The organism is Pseudonocardia sp. KRD291 (assembly GCF_019263595.1).
GTDB lineage: Bacteria > Actinomycetota > Actinomycetes > Mycobacteriales > Pseudonocardiaceae > Pseudonocardia.
Genome location: NZ_JADQDD010000077.1, coordinates 1 through 22532, shown reverse-complemented (window position 1 = coordinate 22532; position 22532 = coordinate 1). Strand labels below are relative to the sequence as shown.

Here is a 22532-nt window from a genome sequence, read left to right as displayed (position 1 = left end):
CCTCGACGACGTCGGCACCGAGCCGCCCGCACAGGTCCGCGAGCGCGTTGACGTAGGACAGCTTCATCGCCAGGAAGCAGTTCGCCGCGTACTTGACCATCTCGGCGCTGGCCGCGTCGGTGAGCTGGGTCGGGGCGCCGAGCCGCATGTAGAGCGCCGCCACCTTCTCCGCCGAGGCCTGGTCGTCGCCGCCGACCACGATCCGGTCCGGGTGCAGGAAGTCGTGCACCGCGCTGCCCTCGCGCAGGAACTCCGGGTTGCTGACCACGGCGACGTCGTCGCGGCCGAGCATCGAGGCGGTCGCGGCCGCGGTGCCGACCGGGACCGTCGACTTGTTCACCACGACGGCGCCGGGCGGCAGCAGCTCCCGGATCTCCGCGGCGACGGCGTGCACCGCGGCCAGGTCCGCCGCGCCGCCGGCGCCCATCGGGGTGGGCAGGCAGAGGAACACCACGTCGACCGGGCCCGATCCGGGGCGGTCCATCGCCGACGCGGCGCCGAGCACGAACTCCAGGCGGCCCGCGTCCAGGCCCTCGCCGACCAGCTCGGGCAGCCCGGGCTCGAGGATGTCCACCTCACCGCGGGCCAGCCGGGCGACCTTGCCGGGGTCGATGTCGGCGCACACCACGTGGTGCCCGAGCGAGGCCAGGCACGCTCCCGTCGTCAGGCCCACGTACCCGGTTCCGATCACGGCGATTCGTCGGACGAACATGGGTGCCGATGCTGCGCGGCGCAGGCGACGCGGCCACGATGCGCAGGCGACCGGCGGATGACCGTTGCCCGACATCGCCGGTCCCGACCGGCGGCGGGCCGATCGGGAGGTAACGTCCGATCGGCGTAAGCACGGTGCGGCAGGACGGGGTGGAGCGATGGACCAGGCGAGCACGACGATCGCGAGCCCTCCGGAGCAGGTGTGGCGGATGGTCTCCGACATCACACGGATGGGCGAGTGGAGTCCGGAGACGACCGGCGGGCGGTGGCGGGGCGGCGCGACCGGCCCGGCCGCGGGCGCCCGGTTCGTGGGCAGCAACCGGCACGGCCGGATCCGCTGGTCGACGCACTGCCGGGTCACCGAGTGCGAGCCGTCGTCGCGGTTCACCTTCGTCGTCGGCGAGAGCGCCACGGCGTGGGGCTGGATCCTGGAGCCGGACGGCGACGGCACCCGGGTCACGCACTGGCGGGAGAGCGTCGGGACGACTAACCCGCTGGTCAAGGCCTTGCAGAAGAGCGGTCTGCTCGGCCGGGACCGCGAGGCCATGATGGTCGAGGGGATGCGCCGGACCCTCGACGCCGTCCGCTCGGCCGCCGAACGCAGCGCCTGACCCCGCGGCCGTGCCCGGCCCCGAGCACCCCGTCCGGACGCTGGCCCCGACCGCGACCGTGATCACCCTCGCGCTACTCGTCGCGGTGCTGTTCGTGCCGACCTCCCCGGTCGCGGGCCCGGTCGGCGTGGCGACCGCGTCGGCGACCGCGCCGGTGACCGCGCCCGAGCGGGCCGAGCGCGCCGGACGGGCGGCGTGCCCCGGCCAGCTCGTGCCACCGGGCCCGCCCGCGCAGGAGGAGCTCGTCCCGGGGGCACCGCAGCCGCTGCCGGTACCGGCCGAGCCGGTCGGCGGCCCGGGCATGGGTACCTGCGCCGACGCCCACGCGTCCGGCGCCGCGCCACCGCCACCGGTCGGGATCGCGAGCTACGTCGTGGCCGACCTCGACTCCGGCGCCGTGCTCGCCGTCCGCGCACCGCACGCCCGTCACCGCCCGGCGTCGTTGCTCAAGCTGTTCACCGCGCTGGTCGCGACGTCGCGGCTGGACCCGGCCCGGGTCGTCACGGCCACCGCCGAGGACGCGAACATCGACGGCAGCCGGGCCGGGATCGGCCCCGGCGGTCGCTACACCGTCGCGCAGCTGCTGACCGGGCTGCTCCTCGACTCGGGCAACGACACCGCCTCGGCGCTGGCCCGGACGCTCGGCGGCACCCCGGCGACGCTCGCCGCGGTGCAGGACACCGCCCGCTCGCTGGGTGCGATGGACACGCGGCCGGCGACCCCGTCCGGGCTCGACGGCCCCGGAATGTCCTCCTCGGCGTACGACCTGGCGCTGGCGTTCCGCGCCGCGGTGGCCCGTCCGCAGATCGCCCGGCTGATGCTGACGCGCACCGCCCCGTTCCCCGGCTTCGGCGGCAAGCCCGGCTTCCTGCTCGCCAACGACAACCCGCTGCTGGGCACACCGGGCACGATCGGCGGCAAGACCGGTTTCACCGACGCCGCGCGGCACACGTTCGTCGGGGCGGTGGACCGCGGCGGTCGCCGTCTGGTCGTGGTGCTGGTGCGCGGGGAGCAACGCCCGGTCCGGATGGTCGACTCCGCCCGCACGCTGCTGGACTGGGGATTCGCCGTCCCCCGCACGGCCGCACCGGTCGGCACGCTCGTCGAGCCCGGCACCGTCGCGCCGGGTGGCGCCTCCGCACCCAGCACCGCGACACCCGGCACGGCGGACCCGGCCACGGGCCCGCCTGCTCGTCCCGCCGACGGCCCCGCGCCCGCGGGCCCGGCGGTGGCCCTCATCGTGGGCGCCCTCGCGGTCGTGGCGGTCCTCCTGGCCGGCACGGTCCTGGCCCTGAGACGGCGCCGCGGCTGACGCACGAGCCGGGCCCGCTGCCCCCGATCCGCCCGCTGCCCCCGATCCGCACCCCTCCCAGTCGATCCGCACCCCCTGCAGGAGGTGCGGACGGCTGCCAGGGGTGCGGATCGGGATGTGGCGGAGTCGACGCGGCCCGGCTCAGCGGATCCGGAGCGCGGCGGCCAGACGGCGGGCCGTGGGCGCGAAATCGTCGAGGTCGCGCCAGGTCCAGCGGACGACGGCCAGGTTCTCCGCGCGCAGCAGGTCCTCGCGAACCTTCTCCTCGAACACCGCGTCGCCCTCGCTGCGGCCGGCACGCAGGGAGCGGCCGTACTTGGCCTTCCCGTCGAACTCCCCGACGACCGACGGTGCTCCGTCCCACCAGAAGTCGACCGTCGCCAACCAGCCGCCGAACCCGTCGTGGACGTGCCGCTGCTGCACCGGTGGTGGGAGTCCCGCCCGGTGGACCGCGACCCGGCTGCGCGACTCGGGCACCCCGGTGGCGGCCCCGTCGGCGAACCGGGCGACCCGTTCGGCGGCGGCGTTCCCGGTCCGTCCGCGCCCGTCCCGGACCGCCGTGAGCAGGTCCGGCCGGGTGACGGTGAGCCCCTCCCTGCCGGGCCGTAGCGCGGAGTCGGCCGCCACGACGGCCTGCTCGAACGGCACGGTCCGGGCCAGGTCGGCGACGGTGCGCGCGACGGAGGTGACGGCCAGGCCCTGCACCTCGACGATCTCGTCCGGGGCCAGTGGCGCCGGATGGACGTGCAGGCTCCGGGTCCGCCGGCCACCGTGGTCCCGGTCGCGGACCACGTGTACCCGGTCGAGCGGGACCTTCCAGAGCCACAGCCCGTGCAGGGCGGCCGCCGACTGGTGACTCACGACGGCGTCCGACGACAGGTGGGCGGCGACGGCTCGCACCCGGACGGTGTAGCGCCACACCGGGTCGACGGCGCGGTCGTCGTCGACCGCGAGGTAGGCCCCCCGGCACGGCCGGAGCACCGTCCCGTCCCGGTGGGCCCGGCGCAGCTCCGCGTCGCTCACCCCGCCGGCCACCAGCTCGGCCCGCCCGACCGGCGCGTCACCCCGGATCCAGTCCATGCCCCACCCTGACCCCGCCGCAGTGACCCGCACGGACGAAGACCGCTCCTGTGGACGGCCCGACCAGGTTGGGGACAACCGGATCCGCACCCCTCCCGGTCGTTCGCACCTCCTGCAGAGGGTGCGGATCGACGGAAGGGGTGCGGATCGGAACGGTGGGCCGCGAAGGGGCCGGTGGGTCAGGTTCGGCGGCGGCGGGCGCCGAAGGCGCGCAGGCCGAGCAGGCCGGTGACGACCCCGGCTCCGACCAGGCCGGCGGTGGCGAGGGCTCCGGGGCCCTCGCGGACCACGTACTGCGGCCGGATCACCGCGGGCGACGGGATCTCGCGCGGGTCGTAGTCGTCCTCGTCCGCGCTCGCGGCCCAGGCCGTGACGAACAGCAGGAAACGGGACGTGAAGAAGATGAACACCAGCAGGCCCAGGATGCCGCCGAACGCGGCGCCGGCCGGCGAGGAGGTCACCGAGCCGAGGTAGAAGACCATCACGACCTGCAGCAGCTTGAACCCGATGGCGCCGAACACCGCCGCCTTCATCGCGCTGCGCAGCGTGACCGGCTCCCGCGGCAGGCGGGCGATCACCCAGAGGAAGACCAGCCAGTTCGCGGCCAGGCCGAGCACGAGCGTGCCCACGAACAGCAGGAACCGGGCCCACCCGACGTCGCCGAGCCCGACCAGCCCGAGCAGGAACTCCCCGAGCGACCCGCCGACCGCGGAGATCGCGAACGACGCGACCAGCGCCAGCCCGAGACCGATGAGCGCGAGCAGGTCGAAGCCCAGGCGCTTGAGCATCGGTGGGGCGTCGTCGCGCTGGCCCCACTGCTCGGACAACGCCTCGCGCAGGTTGCTCATCCACCCGATGCCGGAGTAGAGCGCGCCGAGCAGGCCGATCGCACCGATCGCACCGGCCTGGGTGGTCGCGGTGGTCACGACGCTGCCGAGCAGCTCGCCGATGCCGCCGGGCGCGGATTCGGTGATCCCCGCCTGCAACCGCTGCAGGAGGTCGGGTGACCCGCGCAGGACGAACCCGGCGACGGCGAAGGCCACCATCAGCAGCGGCACCAGCGCCAGGATGGAGAAGTAGGTGATCGCGGCGGCGTAGTGGTCGCCGTGGTTCTCCGTGTAGCGGGCCCCGGCCCGGACCATGTGGTCGAGCCAGGGATAGCGCTCACGGGCCTTCTCCAACGCCGTCGGCTCGGCGTCACCGGTGTCGTCGGACTCGTGCTCGAGCCTCGCACCCGGCTTCGTGTCGGTGGCCACGGCGGTCCCCCAGGGTCATCCGGTCGGCGGTAGGAACCCGATCCTCTCGTGAACCTGCGTCAATGTCGCGCCGGCGACCTCACGCGCCCGGGTGGCGCCGCGGGCGAGCAGGCGGTCCAGCTCGGCCGGGTCGTCGAGGTACTCCCGGACCTGCTTCTGGACCGGCCCGACGGTGTCGGTGACGACCGTGGCGACCTCCCCCTTGAGGTCGCCGTACCCGCGGCCGGCGAACTCGCCCTCCAGCTCGGGCACCGGACGGCCGGTCAGCGCCGAGAGGATCGTCAGCAGGTTGGACACGCCCGCCTTGTTCTCCGGGTCGAACACGACCTCGCGGCCGGTGTCGGTGACCGCCGACCTGATCTTCTTCGCGGTGGCCTTCGGCTCGTCGAGCAGGTACACGCAGCCGTTTCCGGGCAGCGACTTCGACATCTGTTTGTCCGGCGTCTGCAGGTCGTAGATCTTCGCGGTCTCGCGCGGGATGTACGGCTCGGGCACGGTGAACGTCTCGCCGAAGCGCGTGTTGAACCGCTGGGCCAGGTTGCGGGTCAGCTCCAGGTGCTGGCGCTGGTCCTCGCCCACCGGGACCCGGTCGGCCTGGTAGAGGAGGATGTCCGCGGCCTGCAGGACCGGGTAGGTGAACAGCCCGACGGTGGCCCGGTCGGTGCCCTGGCGCGCGGCCTTGTCCTTGAACTGGGTCATCCGGCCGGCCTCGCCGAACCCGGTCATGCACTCCAGCACCCAGCTCAGGCGGGCGTGCTCGGGGACGTGCGACTGCACGAACAGCGAGCACCGCTGCGGGTCCAGCCCGATCGAGAGCAGCTGGGCCGCGGCGACCCGGGTGCGCTCGCGCAGCAGCGCCGGGTCGTGCTCGACCGTGATCGCGTGCAGGTCGACGACGCAGTAGAACGCGTCGTGGTCGTCCTGCAGGGCCACCCACTGCCGCAACGCGCCCAGGTAGTTGCCGAGTGTGAACGAGTCGGCGGTCGGCTGGATCCCGGAGAGCACCCGGGGGCGGGGGGAGGAGGCCTCGGTCATGACCCCATTGTCCCCACCTGACCCGCCCGTCCGACAGCCGGTTACGGCGCCACCGCCCGCGACGGGGCACTGGGCGGCGCGACGGCGGTGCGGGTGAACGCGACCCCGCACCCGGAGCAGTTCAGCTGCAGGCGCAGCGGGTGGTCGCAGGCGCGGTGCCGGATCTCGAGGTCGACCGGGGCGCCGTCCGCGGCCTGCCAGCGGTTGGCCCACTCGACCAGGCACGCGTGGATCCCGAACGCGGCCCGGCCCTTGTCGGTCAGCCGGTAGCCGGCGTCCCCGGTGCGCACCACGATCCCGAGCTCGACGAACCGGCGCAGCCGGTCGGTGAGCACCTCCGGCGAGATCGACAGTTGCGCCTCGAAGTCGGTGAACGTCCGCACCCCGACCAGGCAGGCACCCAGCACGGTCGCCCCCCACCGATCGCCGATGATCTCCATCGAGCCGGGGAGCAGCGACAACGGGTCCTCCGGCAGCCGCCCGCGGGTGCGACGCGGGTGCACCCTCGCGAGCCCGCCCCGTCCGGCCACCGCACCGCGGATGCTCACCGAGGTGTCCTGCGGCCCGACCGGCGCGCCGCACTGCGCACAGCACAGGACGACGTCGGTGGCCCGCCCGCACTCGCGGTGCACGATGTCGGGCAGCGGGACCTCACGCGGCACCCAGGACCGCTCCCAGGCCCAGGTGGCCAGCAGCAGCCGCCAGGTGTCCAGGCCCCGCTCGGTGAGCCGGTACTCCAGCCGCGGGCGCCCGCCCTCCCGGTACGGACGCGTCTGCAGCAGGCCGTCCTCGGTGAGCGAGCGCAGGCGCGCGGTCAGCGTGGCGTCGGAGATGTTGAGGGTCTCCCGCCAGCCGGCGTAGCGGCGGACCCCGAGGAAGGCGCGCTGCAGGATCAGCAACGTCCAGGTGTCGGCGAGCACCCCGAGCGTCCGCCCGACGGTGCCCATGCCCCCGCTGCTCATCTCCTCCCGCTCCACCCGCTCGCCCACCCCGTTCCACTTGACCAAACCCGCTCATGATCGTACCGTCGACCCTGGCTCTGCCGATCGAAGTTCACGATCGAAGGACTCGCCCGGTAGGGCTGCACCGTTTCGATGCGGGCCTGCCTCGGCAGGGGTGGATCGACAGGGGGGTTCGATCCACGGAGCAGTCGGCCGGCGCCGGCGACGGCCGGAAAGAGGGGGAGGTCGCCGCCGCGCCGGTCGAGTGTTCTCCGTCCCGCGCGACGTACTTCTCCGACCGGGGGCGAGCGACGTGACCGACGTCGAGGAACGCGCACAGGGCACCGGCCGGCGGCCCGACGAGCCGAACCCGTACCTGATGGGCATCTTCGCCCCGGTGCGCGACGAGATCACCGCCGACGATCTCGAGGTCGTCGGAGAGATCCCGCGCGACCTGAACGGCGTCTACCTGCGCAACGGCCCGAACCCGCGGTTCGACGTGACCGGCCGCTACCACTGGTTCGACGGCGACGGCATGGTGCACGCGATGTCGTTCGAGGACGGCACCGCCCGCTACCGCAACCGCTACGTCCGTACCCGCGGCCTGTCCCGTGAGGAGGCCGCCGGGCACCCGCTGTGGGCCGGGGTGGTCGAGCCGCCGGCCGGCAACCCGGTGGGCACCGCGCGCGGCCTGCCCTACAAGGACACCGCGAACACCGACCTGACGTTCCACCGCGGACGGGTACTGGCCACCTGGTACCTGTGCGGGGGGCCGATGTCGATGGACCCGCTCTCGCTGGAGACACTCGGCGCGGAGACGTTCCTGGACACCCTGCACGGCGACGTGATGGCGCACCCGAAGCTCGACGAGCACACCGGCGAGCTGATGTGGTTCGACTACGGCGCACGGAGCCCGCTGCTGCGCTACGGCGTCGTCGGGGCGTCCGGGGCGATCGAGCACGAGGTCGCGATCGATCTGCCCGGACCGCGGATGCCGCACGACATGGCGATCACCGAGAACTACTCGGTGCTGATGGACCTGCCGCTGGTCGCCGACCCCGACGCCGCCCGCAAGGGCCGGCACAAGCTGTTCTTCGACCGGTCGATGCCGGCCCGGTTCGGGGTCATCCCCCGCCGCGGCGCCGCCGAGGAGATCCGCTGGTTCGACGCCGAGCCCTGCTACATCTACCACGTGGTCGGGGCGTGCGAGGAGCGCTCCGCGGCCGGGCACGACACGGTCGTGCTCGACGTCTGCCGGGTGACCCGCCCGGAGCCGCGCCCCACCCGTCCGGGCCCGATCGGCAAGCTGCTCGGCTACCTGCGTCTCGACGCCCGGCTGCACCGCTACGTGTTCGACCTGGACACCGGCGCCACCACCGAGACGCAGCTCGACGACGCCAACACCGAGTTCCCGTCGGTCGACACCCGGGCCCAGGGATCAGGGGCCGGGTACCGCTACTCCTACGGCGTGCACATCGCCGAGCACGAGACCGTCCGGTTCGACGGGCTGCTGCGCCGGGACCGGGTCACCGGCGAGCGCCAGGACCACTTCTTCGGGCCGGGACGCTTCGGCAGCGAGGCCCCGTTCGCCCCGCGCGAGGGTGGTACCGGGGACGACGACGGCTACCTCGTCTCGTTCGTCACCGACGAGCGCGACGGACGTTCGGAGGTCGAGATCCTGGACGCCTCGGACCTGGCCGCCGGCCCGGTCGCGCGGGTGCTCCTGCCGCAGCGGGTGCCGCTGGGCTTCCACGCCACCTGGGTACGCGCGGACCAGCTGCGCAGCCCCTGAGGGACGGAGCGGCCGTCAGCGGCCGGGGTCGGGCTCGTCGTCCGCCGCTTCCACCGGGCGGGCCGGCTGCAGCTGCACGACACCGGAGTCCAGGTCGATCGGCCCGATCCGGAACTTCTGCCCGTCGGCCGCCGCGTCGGAGTCGTCGTGCGTCTTCGGCCGCGGGAACAGCTCTCCCAGGATGCCCATGTCCCCACCGTACGCACCGGGACGGTCCCGCCCGCTCGTCGGCGGCTGCAGGCCGACCCGGTGGGTTCGCCGGTGAGGACGTCACCCTGCCCGCGGCCGACGGGCAGTTCGGATCAGTTCGGGCTCTTGGACGTGCGACGCAGGCGGGTGTTGACGAACTCCCCCATGCCCCACCGGCCGAGCTCGCGTCCGAAGCCGGAGCGCTTCACACCACCGAAGGGCAGGCCGGGCAGCGTCGTGCCGTGCTCGTTGACGTAGGCCATCCCCACCTCGAGCTGGTCGGCGATCTGCTGGGCACGGTCGATGTCGGCACCCCACACCGAGCCGCTGAGCCCGAACGCGACGTCGTTGGCGAGCTTGACGGCCTCGTCGGTGGAGTCGACACGGTAGATCACGGCGACCGGGCCGAAGATCTCCTCGGAGTAGGCGTCCATGTCCTTGGTGACGCCGGTCAGCACGGCCGGACGCATGAAGGCGCCGGCGCCCTCGACCGCGTCCCCGCCGGTGTGCAGGGTCGCGCCCTGCTCGACCGCGCGTGCGACCTGCGCCACCACGCCGTCCCGCGCCGCGACCGACGACAGCGGACCGACCCGGGTACCCGCGTCCAGGGGGTCGCCGACCTGGGCGGACTCGAACACCCCGACGACGGTCGAGACGAACTCGTCGAACCGGTCGCCGGACACGATCATCCGCTTGGGCGAGTTGCACGCCTGACCGGTGTTGGACAGCCGCGCCTTCGCCGCGGACTTCGCCGTCGAGGCGAGGTCGGCGTCGTCGAGCACGATGAACGCGTCGGAACCGCCGAGCTCGAGCACGGCCTTCTTCAGGTTCCGGCCGGCCGTCTCGGCGACCGAGGCACCCGCCCGCTCGCTGCCGGTCAGCGAGATGCCCCGCACCCGCGGGTCGGCGATCATGTCGGCGATCTGCTCGTTGCTGGCGAACACGTTGATGTAGACGGCCTCGGGAACGCCTGCCGCGTGGAAGATCTCGGCCATGACCTCGGCCGAGGCAGCGCAGATCGGTGCGTGCTTGAGGATCATGGTGTTGCCGACCATCAGGTTCGGCGCCACGAACCGCGCCACCTGGTAGTAGGGGAAGTTCCAGGGCATGACGCCGATCAGGGGGCCGATCGGCTCGGTCTCGACCAGCGACTCCTGCGCCCCCTGCGGGTCCAGCGCCTCCGGGGCCAGCAGGTCCGCGCCGTGCTGGGCGTACCAGCGGTAGATGGCCGCGGCGAGACCGACCTCGCCGGCGGCCTGCTTGACCGGCTTGCCCATCTCGGTGGCGATCAGCTTCGCCAGCTCGTCGGTGCGGGCCTCGTAGGCGTCGGCGATCGCCGACAGGATCGTCGCGCGCTCGGCCACGGGTGTCGCCCGCCAGCTCGGGAAAGCGCCGGCCGACTCGCCCAGAACCTGGGAGACGGCCGCGTCGCTCAACTCGTCGAACTGCTTCTCGGTCCGGCCGGTGGTCGGGTTGGCGGTCACATAGGCAGTCATCATCGCCATGCTAGGTCCCGACGGATGCCGGTGCGCGGTGGCGGAACCGCCGACGGCACCGGACATGCCCGGATCCGGCGTCAGGCCCGCCGCGTCCGCCGGCCTGACGCCGGGAGGCGTCAGGCCGCGTCACGCCGGGTCAGGCGAGCGGGAGCAGGCGCGGGGTGCTGCGCTGGGTGGGGGTGAGCAGGCTCGGCTCGCCCACGTAGGTCGTGGTGCGCTGGCGCACCGGACGTCCGGCGCCGGTGGCGATCGCCGCCAGCTCCTCCACCGAGCGCTCCGAGCCGTTCTCCGACCCGGCCATCCGGCTGATCGTCTCCTCCATCAACGTGCCGCCCATGTCGTCGGCGCCGCCGCGCAGGATGTCCGCGGACAGGTCGTCGCCGAGCTTCACCCACGAGCACTGGATGTGGTCGATCCGCCCGTGCAGCGCGAGGCGGGCGAACGCGTGCACCGCCCGGTTGTCCCGCTCGGTCGGCCCCGGACGGGCCAGGCCGGCCAGGTAGATCGGCGCGTTGTGGTGCACGAACGGCAGCGGCACGAACTCGGTGAAGCCGCCGGTGCGGTCCTGGATCGACGCCAGCGTGCGCAGGTGCCCGAGCCAGTGCCGCGGCTCGTCGACGTGGCCGTACATCATCGTCGACGACGAGGCGATGCCCAGCTCGTGCGCGGTCGAGACGACCTCGATCCACTGCGACGCCGGCAGCTTGCCCTTGGTCAGCACCCAGCGGACCTCGTCGTCGAGGATCTCCGCGGCGGTGCCCGGGATCGAGCCGAGCCCGGCCGCCTTGAGCTCGGTCAGCCACTCCTTGATCGACACCCCGGCCTTGGCCGAGGCGGACACGATCTCCATCGGCGAGAACGCGTGCACGTGCATCCCGGGGACGGCCTCGCGCACCCCGCGGACCAGGTCGGCGTAGAACGAGACCGGCAGCTGCGGGTCGATGCCGCCCTGCACGCAGACCTCGGTCGCGCCGTCCCGGGCGGCGTCGGCGGCCCGGTCGGCGACGTCGTCGAGGCTGAGCCGGAACGCGTCCGCGTCGCGCTCGCGCTGGGCGAAGGCGCAGAACCGGCACCCGACGTAGCAGACGTTCGAGAAGTTGATGTTGCGGTTGATCACGTAGGTGACGTCGTCGCCGACGACGTCGCGGCGCAGGTCGTCGGCCAGGCGGGCCAGCTCCTCCAGGCCCGGCCCGTCCGCGGTGAGCACGGCCATCGCCTTGTCGTGGTGCGCCGGGTCCAGCAGCGCGGCCGGGTCGGTCGAGGCGAGGTCCAGACCGGCGCGGACGTCGGAGTCCAGGCGAGAGGGGACCGTGCCGGCGCCGGTCTCGCCGTGCCGGGAGCGCTGGTCGGCCAGCTCGGAGGCGACCTCGTCCCAGTCGCCGTAGACCGAGCCGAAGTCGGTGCGCCGGTCGTCGGTGCGCCCGGTCGTGTCGATCGAGCTGTTCAGGTCGGTACGTCCGGTCGACTCGAAGCCGCCGTCGGGCTCCTGCCACGGGCGTCCGGTAACGACGGCGTCCGGGTCGGCCAGCCCGTCCTCACCGGCCAGAGCCGCGACGTGGGCGTGCAGCCGGGTGTCGATCCACGGCGAGCCCGCGTTGACGTACTTCGGGTACGCGGTGAGGCGCTCGCGCATCGTGAAGCCGGCGTCGGCGGTGCGGGCGGCCAGCTCGTCCACGGCCGGCCAGGGCATCTCCGGGCTGACGTGGTCGACGGTCACCGGGGAGACGCCGCCCCAGTCGTCGATGCCGGCGCGCAGCATCAGGCCGTACTCGTCCCCGACCAGGTTCGGCGGCGCCTGGATGCGCATCTTCGGGCCCAGCACCAGCCGGGAGACGGCGATCGTGGCGGCCAGGTCGTCCAGGTCGGCGTCCGGGTCGTGGGCCATCGCGGTGTCCGGCTTGGCCCGGAAGTTCTGCACGATCACCTCCTGCACGTGCCCGTGCGACCGCGACGCCGAGCGGATCGCGAAGATCGACTCGGCGCGCTCGGTGCGGTTCTCGCCGATCCCGATCAGGATGCCGGTGGTGAACGGGACGCCGACGCGTCCGGCGTCGGTGAGCGCCCGCAGGCGCACCGCCGGCTCCTTGTCGGGGCTGCCGTAGTGCGGGCCGCCCTTCTCCGACCAGAGCCGCTCGGCCGTGGTCTCGAGCATCATCCCCATGCTGGCCGCGACCGGCTTGAGACGCGTCAGCTCGGCCCAGCTCAGCACGCCCGGGTTCAGGTGCGGCAGCAGGCCGGTCTCCTCCAGCACCGCGATCGCGCAGGCCCGCACGTAGTCCAACGTGGAGTCGTAGCCGCGCGCGGAGAGCCACTCCTTCGCCTGCGGCCAGCGGTCCTCGGGCCGGTCGCCGAGGGTGAACAGGGCCTCCTTGCAGCCCTGCGCGGCGCCCTGGCGGGCGATCTCGACGACCTCGTCGCGCTCGAGGAACATCGAGTCCAGCTTGTGCGGGACGGTGACGAACGTGCAGTAGTGGCAGCGGTCCCGGCACAGCCGGGTCAGCGGGATGAACACGTTGCGCGAGTACGTGACCACCCCCGGGCGCCCGGCGGCGACGAGCCCCGCGTCGCGGACCCGGGAGGCGTGCGAGAGCAGCTCGTCGAGCTGCTCGCCGCGGGCGGCCAGCAGCACCGACGCCTCGGTGACGTCCAGGACGGCACCGTCGCGCACCCGGCGCAGGGCGCGCCGCAGGGCGGACCCGCTCGGGGCCGCCTCGTGGGATGTCGGAGCGTCGGGCTCGGCGCCGGTGGGCGCAACGGGCACGGTCGGATCGGGCAGGTCGGCCATCCCACCACAGTAGGTATCGATCACCGCCGGCGCGATGGGCAGGAGAGTCACAGGACGAACCCCCGCAAGGGGGAATACCCCGGTCGGACGGTCGGGGTCGCGTTCGGATGCCGGCGCCCGGCACACCCGCCGGGGACGGGCCGGTCCGGCCCTCCCCCGCGACCGGCGGGTCAGCCCAGCGCCAGCACGACCATCACGACGACCGCGACCAGTAGGATCGCGGCCACGACCAGCAGCAACGTGCGCGACCGGCCCAGGTCACCGGCCACCGACGCCGGCCGGGACGCGCGTTCGAGCAGGGCGTCCGCCGCGGCCGGAGACATCCGCTCGGCGGGGTCGGCCGCGGTGAGGCCGGCGATCGCCTCGGCCAGCGGGCCGTGCGCCGGCGGGCGGCGGCCCGTCGCGTGGTGCAGCACCGCACCGAGGGACCACAGGTCCGCGACCGGCGTGTCCGGCCCGCCCGCGCGGCGCTCCGGGGACAGGAACCCGCCACCGTCCGCGCGGCCACCGTCCGCGCCGTCCTCGTCCGCGCCGCCACCGTCCGCGCGGATGACGGCCCGGGCCAGGCCGATGTCGGTGACCACCGCCCGGCCGCTGCCGGCGACCAGGACGCAGTCCGGGTTCAGACCACCGTGCGGGATGCCGCTCTCGTGCACCGCACCCAGCGCGGCCAGCACGTCGCGCCCGATCGCCGCGACCCGTCGCGGCGGGACCTGCCCGTCGGCGAGCAGAGTGGACAGCGGTCGGGCGTCGGGCAGCTCGGTGATCAGGTGCTCGCGCAGGCTCCCGTCCGGCAGCCGGTCGGTGACCAGGTCCTGCACCGGCACGACGCCGGGATGCCGGATCCGCCCGGCCGCACGGACCTCGCGCAGCAGGCGGTCCCGATGCTCGTTCCGCTGCCGCGTCTCTCGGGTCCGCGCGTCGGAGGCGCCGGCGGGGAGCCGGATCTCGAGCACCGCCACCTGACGTCCGGTGATCCGGTCCTCGGCCTGGTAGGACCGCCCGAACCCGTTGCGGTCCAGCTCGGCGAGCAGCAGGTAACGCCCGCCGACGACACGGCTGCGGTTCACGACGGCCGGTACCGGACGGTCACCGGGGCGTGGTCGGACCAGCGGGAGTCGTGGCTCGGGGCCCGTTCCACCAGGGCGTCCTTCGCCCGTGCGGCGAGCCCCGGGGTGGCCAGCTGGTGATCGATCCGCCAGCCGACGTCGTTGTCGAACGCCCGGCCGCGATAGGTCCACCAGGAGTACGGCCCGTCGACGTCCGGGTGCAGCTCGCGCACCACGTCCACCCAGCCGTGCGCGAGCAACCCGGCCCACCACTCTCGCTCGTGCGGCAGGAACCCGGAGTTGCGCCGGTTGGTCTTCCAGTTGCGCAGGTCGAGCTCGGCGGGGGCGATGTTCCAGTCGCCGCAGACCACCATCTCGCGGCCGTCGGCGGCGGCGCGGTCGAACGCCGCGCGCAGGTAGGCGCCGAACGCGTCCAGGAAGCGGTCCTTCGCCTCCTGCTTCGCGGTGCCGGTGACGCCCTTGGTCAGGTACAGCGACGCGACGGTCAGCCCGGGCAGGTCCACCTCGAGGTAGCGGCCCTGGGCGTCGATCTCGGCGTCGCCGAACCCGGTCCGGACCGCCTCGGGCTCGGTGCGGGTCAGCACCGCGACGCCGCTGTGGCCCTTCGCGGACCGGCTCGGCGCGAGGCTCGTCCACCAGCCGTGCTCGGCGAGCAGCTCGGTGAGCGCGGCCGGGATCTCCTCCGGCAGCGCCCGCACCTCCTGCAGGCAGATCGCCTCCGCCTCCGACCCGGAGATCCACTCGCACAGGCCCTTGCCGGCGGCCGCGCGCACGCCGTTGACGTTGGCGGTGCTCACGGTCGGCATGCGGACACCCTGACGCATCCGACGTCCGTCCGCACCAACGGGGTAGGCCGTCCGGACCTGATCAGCAGACGCTCCCGGCGGTCGCGGCCACGCTGTTGGCCGGGACCCAGCGATCGCCCCCGGTGAGCTTGCGGTAGCCGCTGTCCACCACCGGCGCGGCGGCGACCTCGGTGCCCCGCTGCAGCGTTTCCGTCGGCGCACCTGCGGTGCCGGGGGCGGACCGCACCGGGACCCGGTCGGCCTGGACGGTCATCGTGCAGGCGTTGTCGAGGTTGTCGGTGGCGCCGCCGTAGAGCAGGGCCACCAGGGCCAGGCCGACGCCGAGGATCCCGACCAGCGGCCAGCCGGTGAGCCAGGACCTGTTCAGTCCCGGGATCGTGAACCGGTTCGACATCGACGTGCGCTCCTCACTCGCCCGCCGGGCGTCCGGGCCACCCCACGGTATCGGAGCCGGCGCCGGATCGAGATCCTCCGCGAGGGGGTGTCGAGAGGTGCCCCTGGTTACTCCTGCACGCGCACGCGGGTGCACTAGGGATAGCGTGTGCCCAGCGGGGCAGCGCCGACGCCTGCCGACGCCCGTGGGCCGTCTCCCGCGACGCCCGCAGGTGCGAAGACCGGCCCGGTGCTCGGCCCTTGTCCGTCCTTCCGACGAGTCAGAGGCAGGCCAGAAGCAACGATGAAGCTCATCTACACCTACACCGACGAGGCGCCGGCGCTGGCCACGCACTCGTTCCTTCCGGTCATCGAGGCGTTCGCCGGCAAGGCCGGGGTCGATGTGGAGACCCGCGACATCTCGCTCGCCGCCCGCATCCTGGCCCAGTTCCCGGACCGGCTGACCGACGCCCAGCGCGTCCCGGACTCGCTCGCCGAGCTGGGCGAGCTGGCGAAGACGCCGGACGCCAACATCATCAAACTGCCCAACATCAGCGCCTCGATCCCCCAGCTCAAGGCCGCGATCACGGAGCTGCAGGGCGCGGGCTACGACGTCCCGGCCTACCCGGAGAACCCGCAGACCGACGACGAGAAGGCCGCCCGCAAGGCCTACGACGCCGTCAAGGGCAGTGCGGTCAACCCGGTGCTGCGCGAGGGCAACTCCGACCGCCGCGCGCCGGCGTCGGTGAAGAACTTCGCCCGCAAGTTCCCGCACTCGATGGGCGCGTGGTCCGACGACTCCCGCTCGCACGTCGCGACCATGTCCGACGGCGACTTCCGGCACTCCGAGACGTCGTTCACCTGCGCCGCGGACGACACGCTGCGGATCGAGCACGTCGCGACCGACGGCACGGTGACCGTCCTCAAGGACGGGCTGAAGGTTGTCGCCGGCGAGGTCGTCGACGGTGCCGTGATGCGCCGCGAGGCCCTGCAGGCGTTCCTCGCCGAGCAGGTCGCCGACGCGAAGGCCAACGGCGTCCTGTTCTCGGTGCACCTCAAGGCCACGATGATGAAGGTGTCGGACCCGATCATCTTCGGGCACGCGGTGCGCGCCTACTTCGGCGACGTGTTCGCCTCCTTCGGTGACGACCTGGCCTCGGTCGGGGCCAGCCCGGACGACGGCCTGGCCTCGATCCTCACCGCGCTGGAGAAGCTGCCCGCCGACAAGCGTGCGGCCGTCGAGTCCGCGATCACCGACGCCTACTCGACCGGCCCGTCGCTGGCGATGGTCGACTCGTCGAAGGGCATCACGAACCTGCACGTGCCCTCGGACGTCATCATCGACGCGTCGATGCCGGCCGCGATCCGCACGTCGGGCCAGATGTGGAACGCCGACGACGCGCAGCAGGACGCCAAGTTCGTCATCCCGGACTCGTCCTACGCCGCGCTCTACGACGAGACCGTCAAGCACTGCCAGGCCCACGGCGCGTTCGACCCGACGACGATGGGCACCACCCCCAACGTCGGGCTGATGGCGCAGAAGGCCGAGGAGTACGGCAGCCACGACAAGACGTTCGAGATCGCCGCTCCCGGCACCGTGCGCGTGGTGAACGGCGCCGGCGAGACCGTGCTGTCGCACGAGGTCGCCGAGGGTGACATCTGGCGCGGCTGCCAGACCAAGGACGCCCCGATCCGGGACTGGGTGCGCCTGGCCGTGGAGCGGGCCCGCGACACCGGCGCCCCTGCCGTGTTCTGGCTCGACGCCGACCGCGCCCACGACGCGCAGCTGATCGAGAAGGTCAACGCCTACCTCGGCGAGCACGACACGTCCGGTCTCACGATCGAGATCAAGAACGTCGCCGACGCGACCCGCTACACCCTGGAGCGGGCCCGGGCCGGCGAGGACACGATCTCGGTCACCGGCAACGTGCTGCGCGACTACCTGACCGACCTGTTCCCGATCCTCGAGCTGGGGACCTCGGCGAAGATGCTCTCGATCGTGCCGCTGATGAACGGCGGCGGGCTGTTCGAGACCGGGGCCGGCGGCTCGGCACCCAAGCACGTGCAGCAGCTGGTCAAGGAGAACCACCTGCGGTGGGACTCCCTCGGCGAGTTCCTGGCGCTGGCCGTCTCGCTGGAGATGCTGGCGGCCAAGACTTCCGAGCCGCTGCGGGCCAAGCTGCTGGGCCAGGCCCTCGACGACGCGACCGGTGCGCTGCTGGAGAACGGCAGGTCGCCCTCGCGCAAGGTCGGCGAGCTGGACAACCGGGGCAGCCACTTCTACATCGCGCTGTACTGGGCCCGCGCCCTGGCCGAGCAGACCGAGGACAGCGAGCTGGCCGCGATCTTCGCGCCACTGGCCGAGAAGCTGGCCGGCGCCGAGGACACGATCGTCTCCGAGCTAGCCGCGGTGCAGGGCGGGCCGGTCGAGCTGGGCGGCTACTTCTACGTCGACCGCGCGAAGGCCGACGAGATCATGCGCCCCTCCGCGACGTTCAACGCCGCGATCGACGGGTTCTGATCCGCCACACCTGAAGCGGCGCGAACGTGGCGCTCGTCGCGTCCGGCGCAACGGACGCCACGTTCGCCCCGCTCAGGGGCTCAGCGGGCGCGTGGGCTCATCCCGACGCGCTCACGCCCGGGATGCGCCCCTCGCGGAACGCGTCGACGAACAGGGCGTGGTCGGTGCGCACCTGCGCGGCGTAGGAGTGGGCGAAGTCGACGACCCAGGCCACGAACTCGTCCTCCCGGCCACGCACGACCCCGGAGATCGCGTCCTCGGTCTGGAACGTCACCAGCGAGTGGTCGGCGTCGGAGTCGGCCACGCAGTGCACCTTCGCCGTGGCCCGGCCCAGGTACTCCACCACCGGCCCGATCTCGTCCGGTTCGGTGAGCTCGGCCCAGTCCAGGTCGGCCTCGTAGGGCGAGACCTCGCTGACCACGAAACCGACGCCGTCGACGTCGGTCCAGCCCAGCATCGGGTCGGCGTGCGCCTGCAGGGCGCGCTGCGAGACCGCGGTGCGGTGCCCGTGGTGGTCGAAGTGCCCGGCCACCGAGGGGTCGGTGACCACCCGGGACGGCGCCGCGACGTTGCCCTGCTTCATGGACACGACGATGTCGTTGTCCAGAGCCTGGTTCAGGCCCTCCACCAGCACCGTGTAGGCGGGCAGCCCGGCGCTGCCGATGCCGAACCCGGACTTCCCGGCGATGTCCTTGATCTCGTAGGCGACGCCGCGGTGGCGCTTGCGCTCCGGGATCGTGTCGACGTAGCGCCGGAACGCCTCGCTCGCCCGCTCCTTCTCGGCCTCGTCGAGGCGGCGCAGCCCGGGCCCGTCGCGCAGGATCCGGTCGAAGCCCTCGGTCTCGGTGATCCGGTCCAGAAGGGACACCCGGGTGCGCAGCTTGGCCAGCTCCAGGACCTGGTGGACCGGGCCGTCGGTGGTGTCCAGGCGCAGCGAGAAGCCGCGGTCGTCGCTCGACCCGACGAACCAGCGGACCTGGTCGAGGTAGGCGCGGGTGTAGCGCTCGACGAGCGCGGTGATGTCGTCGTCGGAGATCGCCTTGCTCCAGCCGAGCAGGGCCAGGCTCGCCGCGAACCGGGTGATGTCCCAGGTGAAGTGCCCGACGTAGGCCTCGTCGAAGTCGTTCACGTCGAAGATCAGGACGCCGTCGCCGTCCATGTAGGTGCCGAAGTTCTCGGCGTGCAGGTCACCCTGGATCCACACCCGCGACGTGCGCTCGTCGGCCCACGGGTCCTCGCGCCCGACCGCGTCGGCGTAGAACAGGCAGGCGCTGCCCCGGTAGAACGCGAACGGGCTCCCGGCCATCTTGCGGAACTTCGTCCGGAACGCCGCGGGGTCGGCGGCCATCAGGTCGTCGAACGCGGTCACGAGGGTGTCGACGATCAGGCCGGCGCGGTCGCTCATGGCCCCATACTGCCGCGGTCCCGGGTTCCCGGCGCAGGCGCAGCGCCGGGCCCTGCCGGGCAGCGCGGTCACACCGGACGGTCGGCCCAGGCGTCGACGGCGCCCTCGGGCAGCCCCACCCGGAACACCCGCAGCTGCATCGCGAGCAGCGCGTAGTAGCCCAGCAGCGTGGTCAGCTCGACCAGCCCGGTGTCGCCGAGCGCGTGGCGGGCCGAGGCGTACTGCCCGTCGTCCAGGTCGCCGGTCGAGAGCAGGACCCGGGTCGCGTCCAGTACCGCGCTCTCCACGGCGTCCTCCGGGCGCGTCGACGGGTCCTGCGCCCGCACGGCGCCGACGAGCTCGTCCGGGACACCGAGACGGGCCGCGATCGCGGAGTGCGCCCACCACTCGAACGCGCTGCGATGGTGCGCCGCGACGGCCAGGACCGCGAGCTCCCGCGCCCGGGCCGGCAACGCCCCGCGGGTGCGCAGGGCCGCGCCGAGCTCCTGCAGGGGCCCGCCGACGGCCGGGGCGTGCAGCATCGCGTTGAACGGGCCGGCCAGGCTCCCGTCCGGTGCGGTCGGCACGCCGCCGCGGGCGCCGCCGGTCAACTCGGCGTGCACCGCGCGCTGGTCGTCGTCGAGGTCCGCGGGAGCAAGGGAGGGCAGGCGGGGAGCGTCCGGGTGGGCCACCTGCTCCACCGTAGGGGCCTCTCGATCGACTTGCCCCGGCACCTGCCGGAACGGCCGTGACCCCCCGAACGGTGGCCGCCCGGGCCCCGGCCCGCACCTACCGGCCGGTATCATCTCGTTAGCGATGATCATTACCAGGAACGCCCACCGGTCCCCGCGGCACGCACCGGACCTCGGCCCGACCCCGTCCCCACGGGGGCACCCGTCGGCCGGACCCCGAGCCGTACGCCCGGCGACCGCGACCAGCACCGGCCCCGGGCGGCCGGGCAGCAAACGCCCGGCCGGACCGCGACGGCCGCCGACCCGCACGCCCGCGTCGCCGGCACGCAACCTCATCTGACCGTCAGCGAGGAGTCCTTGATCGTCAGAGCCAGCGCCAGCACGACGATCCCGAACCCGCCGTAGATCAGTGCGTCGGCCGTCCGCCCGCGGATGGCCAGCAGGCCCACCCGGTCCGGCGGCAGGGCGAGCCGGAGCGCGGCCGCGACCAGCGCCGCCAACCCGAGCGTCGCCGAACCCTCCTTCCAGTGCTCGGTCAGCACCCGCTGCATACCGATCAGGGCCAGCACGAGGACCAGCAGCAACGGCCAGTGCGCCGACAACCGGGCCCGCAGCGAGTGCCCCGACCAGCTGCTCACTCCGACAAGCTCCGTTCGGTACTAATTCTCACTCCGACAAGCTTCGTTCGGTACCAATTCTCACTCCGACAAGCTCCGTTCGGCTGCCTCGACCACGTTCGTCAGCAGCATCCCGCGCGTCATCGGGCCGACGCCGCCGGGCATCGGGGCCAGCAGGCCCGCCACCTCGGCCACCTCCGGGTCGACGTCACCGACCAGGCCGAGGTCGGTGCGGGTCACGCCGACGTCGAGCACCGCCGCTCCCGGCTTCACCATGTCCGCGGTGATCAGGCCGGCCACCCCGGCCGCGGCCACCACGACGTCGGCGTCCCGGACGTGCGCGGCCATGTCCCGGGTGCCGGTGTGGCACAGCGTCACGGTCGCGTTCTCGCTGCGGCGGGTCAGCAGCAGACCCAGCGGGCGGCCCACCGTCACACCGCGGCCGACGACCGTCACGTTCGCGCCGTCGAGCTCGACGCCGAACCGGCGGCACAGCTCGACGATGCCGCGCGGGGTGCAGGGCAGCGGGCCGGGCTCGTTCAGCACGAGGCGGCCCAGGTTCGTCGGGTGCAGGCCGTCGGCGTCCTTGGCCGGGTCCACCCGTTCCAGCGCCGCACCCGAGTCCAGGCCCTTCGGCAGCGGCAGCTGCACGATGAAGCCGGTGCACGCCGGGTCCGCGTTCAGCCGGTCGATCACGTCGGAGACCTGCGCCTGCGTCGCGTCGGCGGGCAGCTCCTCCTGGAACGAGGTGATGCCGACCTTCGCGCAGTCGCGGTGCTTGCCCCGGACATAGGCGTGCGAACCGGGGTCGTCCCCGACCAGCACCGTCCCCAGCCCCGGGGTGACGCCGGCCGCGGCCAGCTTCTGCACCCGGCCCGAGAGGTCCTCGAGCAGCTCCGCCAACGTCGCCTTGCCGTCCATCACCCGTGCGCTCACGCGGCCATCCTCGCAGAGCCGCGGGGACCACCGTGGCGACGGCGTCACGGGTACATGACATAGCTCACGATCCGGCGTGAGTACAGCCGGGTGGGTTAAACGGCCCGTCCGCGACCTGACCCACGGGTTAGGCGTGCAACAAAAGGAGGGGGAGCGTCCACTCCGAGCTGGGATTTCCCGGAGGAGACGGTGCCACAAAGGTCGGGGTCCCGGTCTGCCCGTTGGGAGGGGTCGAAACAATCTTGGTGAGAGCAGAATCACGGTGCCGGTGTCGGACCGGTTTCGACTCGACAGGAGCGTTTCATGAGCGTGGAGAGTGATACCGCGGGGGCACACGCCGCGACCGAGACCCGACCCACCGCACCGCCGGTGGCCAACCCGTCCCTGCTGGCTCTGATCACCTTCTTGCCGGCCGGGATCACCCTGGGTCTGTGGTTCATCGGCGCGCTGGACACGACCGGCCTGCCCGGTGGCATGATCCCGATCGTCGCGTTCTCCGCCGGGCTGTTCATGCTGATCTCGACGATATCTGCGCTGCAGGTCGGGGACAGCGTGACGGCGGCGATCTTCGGAGTCTTCTCGGCGTTCTGGGGTTCCTTCGGCGTGCTGCTGTTCCTGCTGAACAACGGCCTGATCGTCAACGCCGGCGCGACCGACCCGGCGCAGAGCGCGCTGACCACGGCCCAGATCGGGGAGATCCAGTCGGTCTACCTGCTCTCGTTCACCCTGGTCTTCATCTTCCTGACGCTGGCCACGCTGCGGCTGCCGCTGGCGTTCACCGCGGGCTTCGTGTTCGTCGACATCACGTTCGTGCTGGCCTACATCGGCGTGACCGCCGGCGCGACCGGCCTGTTCCCGATCGCCGGGATCACGACGTTCATCTTCACCTTGATCTTCGCCTACGTTCTGTTCGACGCGTTCGG

20 protein-coding genes are annotated in these 22532 nt (G+C 73.1%); 5 read left to right on the top strand and 15 right to left on the bottom strand.

Translation table 11 applies throughout. The features are described 5' to 3' along the window. Positions 1 to 712 (bottom strand): nucleotide sugar dehydrogenase (locus I4I78_RS13290; RefSeq protein WP_218611606.1); only part of this gene is annotated, 712 nt, incomplete at its 3' end. Between the two features lie 157 nt (positions 713 to 869). Between I4I78_RS13290 and I4I78_RS13285 the strand changes: the two genes are divergently transcribed. Both I4I78_RS13285 and I4I78_RS13280 read left to right on the top strand, forming a co-directional pair. Next, positions 870 to 1322 carry an SRPBCC family protein gene (locus tag I4I78_RS13285; RefSeq protein ID WP_218611605.1) on the top strand — a complete coding sequence of 151 codons (453 nt, stop codon included), beginning with the start codon at positions 870 to 872 and terminating at the stop codon, positions 1320 to 1322. Positions 1323 to 1332: 10 nt separating this feature from the next. Then, positions 1333 to 2634, top strand: coding sequence for a serine hydrolase (locus I4I78_RS13280; RefSeq protein WP_308252085.1), 1302 nt, complete (start codon positions 1333 to 1335; stop codon positions 2632 to 2634). Positions 2635 to 2775: 141 nt separating this feature from the next. Here the strand turns inward: I4I78_RS13280 and I4I78_RS13275 are convergent, their stop codons facing one another. The 4 genes from I4I78_RS13275 to I4I78_RS13260 all read right to left on the bottom strand — a co-directional run bounded on the left by I4I78_RS13275 (position 2776) and on the right by I4I78_RS13260 (position 7012). Further along, positions 2776 to 3714, bottom strand: a complete 939-nt coding sequence (locus I4I78_RS13275) for a hypothetical protein (RefSeq protein WP_218611604.1) — start codon at positions 3712 to 3714, stop codon at positions 2776 to 2778. A gap of 179 nt (positions 3715 to 3893) precedes the next feature. Next, positions 3894 to 4970 (bottom strand): inner membrane protein YhjD, encoded by a 1077-nt coding sequence (yhjD, locus tag I4I78_RS13270; protein ID WP_308252084.1) that lies wholly within the window; start codon positions 4968 to 4970, stop codon positions 3894 to 3896. Positions 4971 to 4985: 15 nt separating this feature from the next. Further along, positions 4986 to 6005, bottom strand: coding sequence for a tryptophan--tRNA ligase (trpS, locus tag I4I78_RS13265; protein ID WP_218611603.1), 1020 nt, complete (start codon positions 6003 to 6005; stop codon positions 4986 to 4988). A 41-nt stretch (positions 6006 to 6046) separates the two neighbouring features. Next, a complete protein-coding gene (locus I4I78_RS13260; RefSeq protein WP_218611602.1) occupies positions 6047 to 7012 on the bottom strand; it encodes a helix-turn-helix domain-containing protein in 966 nt (321 codons plus the stop codon). Between the two features lie 247 nt (positions 7013 to 7259). Between I4I78_RS13260 and I4I78_RS13255 the strand changes: the two genes are divergently transcribed. Continuing rightward, entirely contained in the window at positions 7260 to 8738 is a 1479-nt protein-coding gene (locus I4I78_RS13255) for a carotenoid oxygenase family protein (RefSeq protein WP_308252083.1), read from the top strand. Between the two features lie 15 nt (positions 8739 to 8753). Here I4I78_RS13255 and I4I78_RS13250 read toward each other — a convergent pair whose 3' ends face one another. From I4I78_RS13250 to I4I78_RS13225, 6 genes are all read right to left on the bottom strand, one after another. After that, entirely contained in the window at positions 8754 to 8927 is a 174-nt protein-coding gene (locus I4I78_RS13250; RefSeq protein ID WP_218611601.1) for a hypothetical protein, read from the bottom strand. Positions 8928 to 9040: 113 nt separating this feature from the next. Then, positions 9041 to 10423 carry an NAD-dependent succinate-semialdehyde dehydrogenase gene (locus tag I4I78_RS13245; protein ID WP_226379627.1) on the bottom strand — a complete coding sequence of 461 codons (1383 nt, stop codon included), beginning with the start codon at positions 10421 to 10423 and terminating at the stop codon, positions 9041 to 9043. A gap of 139 nt (positions 10424 to 10562) precedes the next feature. Continuing rightward, entirely contained in the window at positions 10563 to 13211 is a 2649-nt protein-coding gene (locus I4I78_RS13240) for a bifunctional FO biosynthesis protein CofGH (protein ID WP_218611600.1), read from the bottom strand. Between the two features lie 170 nt (positions 13212 to 13381). Beyond that, entirely contained in the window at positions 13382 to 14281 is a 900-nt protein-coding gene (locus I4I78_RS13235; protein WP_218611599.1) for a serine/threonine-protein kinase, read from the bottom strand. Next, positions 14278 to 15087 (bottom strand): exodeoxyribonuclease III, encoded by an 810-nt coding sequence (gene xth, locus I4I78_RS13230; RefSeq protein ID WP_218611598.1) that lies wholly within the window; start codon positions 15085 to 15087, stop codon positions 14278 to 14280. Before xth ends, I4I78_RS13235 begins: the two co-directional genes overlap by 4 nt. A gap of 61 nt (positions 15088 to 15148) precedes the next feature. Next, positions 15149 to 15481 (bottom strand): hypothetical protein, encoded by a 333-nt coding sequence (locus tag I4I78_RS13225; RefSeq protein ID WP_218611597.1) that lies wholly within the window; start codon positions 15479 to 15481, stop codon positions 15149 to 15151. Between the two features lie 282 nt (positions 15482 to 15763). On the opposite strand from I4I78_RS13225, the gene I4I78_RS13220 reads away from it, so the two are divergent. Next, positions 15764 to 17980, top strand: a complete 2217-nt coding sequence (locus tag I4I78_RS13220; protein ID WP_218611596.1) for an NADP-dependent isocitrate dehydrogenase — start codon at positions 15764 to 15766, stop codon at positions 17978 to 17980. 97 nt (positions 17981 to 18077) lie between these two features. Here the strand turns inward: I4I78_RS13220 and I4I78_RS13215 are convergent, their stop codons facing one another. The 4 genes from I4I78_RS13215 to I4I78_RS13200 all read right to left on the bottom strand — a co-directional run bounded on the left by I4I78_RS13215 (position 18078) and on the right by I4I78_RS13200 (position 21609). After that, positions 18078 to 19385, bottom strand: a complete 1308-nt coding sequence (locus tag I4I78_RS13215; RefSeq protein WP_218611595.1) for a DUF2252 domain-containing protein — start codon at positions 19383 to 19385, stop codon at positions 18078 to 18080. 68 nt (positions 19386 to 19453) lie between these two features. Beyond that, positions 19454 to 20056, bottom strand: a complete 603-nt coding sequence (locus I4I78_RS13210; protein WP_308252082.1) for a carboxymuconolactone decarboxylase family protein — start codon at positions 20054 to 20056, stop codon at positions 19454 to 19456. Between the two features lie 332 nt (positions 20057 to 20388). Further along, the gene (locus I4I78_RS13205; protein ID WP_308252081.1) at positions 20389 to 20694 is read right to left on the bottom strand and encodes a DUF3017 domain-containing protein; all 306 of its coding nucleotides are present in this window, start codon (positions 20692 to 20694) and stop codon (positions 20389 to 20391) included. 60 nt (positions 20695 to 20754) lie between these two features. Further along, entirely contained in the window at positions 20755 to 21609 is an 855-nt protein-coding gene (locus I4I78_RS13200; protein ID WP_218611593.1) for a bifunctional methylenetetrahydrofolate dehydrogenase/methenyltetrahydrofolate cyclohydrolase, read from the bottom strand. A 303-nt stretch (positions 21610 to 21912) separates the two neighbouring features. On the opposite strand from I4I78_RS13200, the gene I4I78_RS13195 reads away from it, so the two are divergent. After that, positions 21913 to 22532: GPR1/FUN34/YaaH family transporter (locus I4I78_RS13195; RefSeq protein WP_218611592.1), on the top strand; the 620-nt coding region annotated here is incomplete at its 3' end.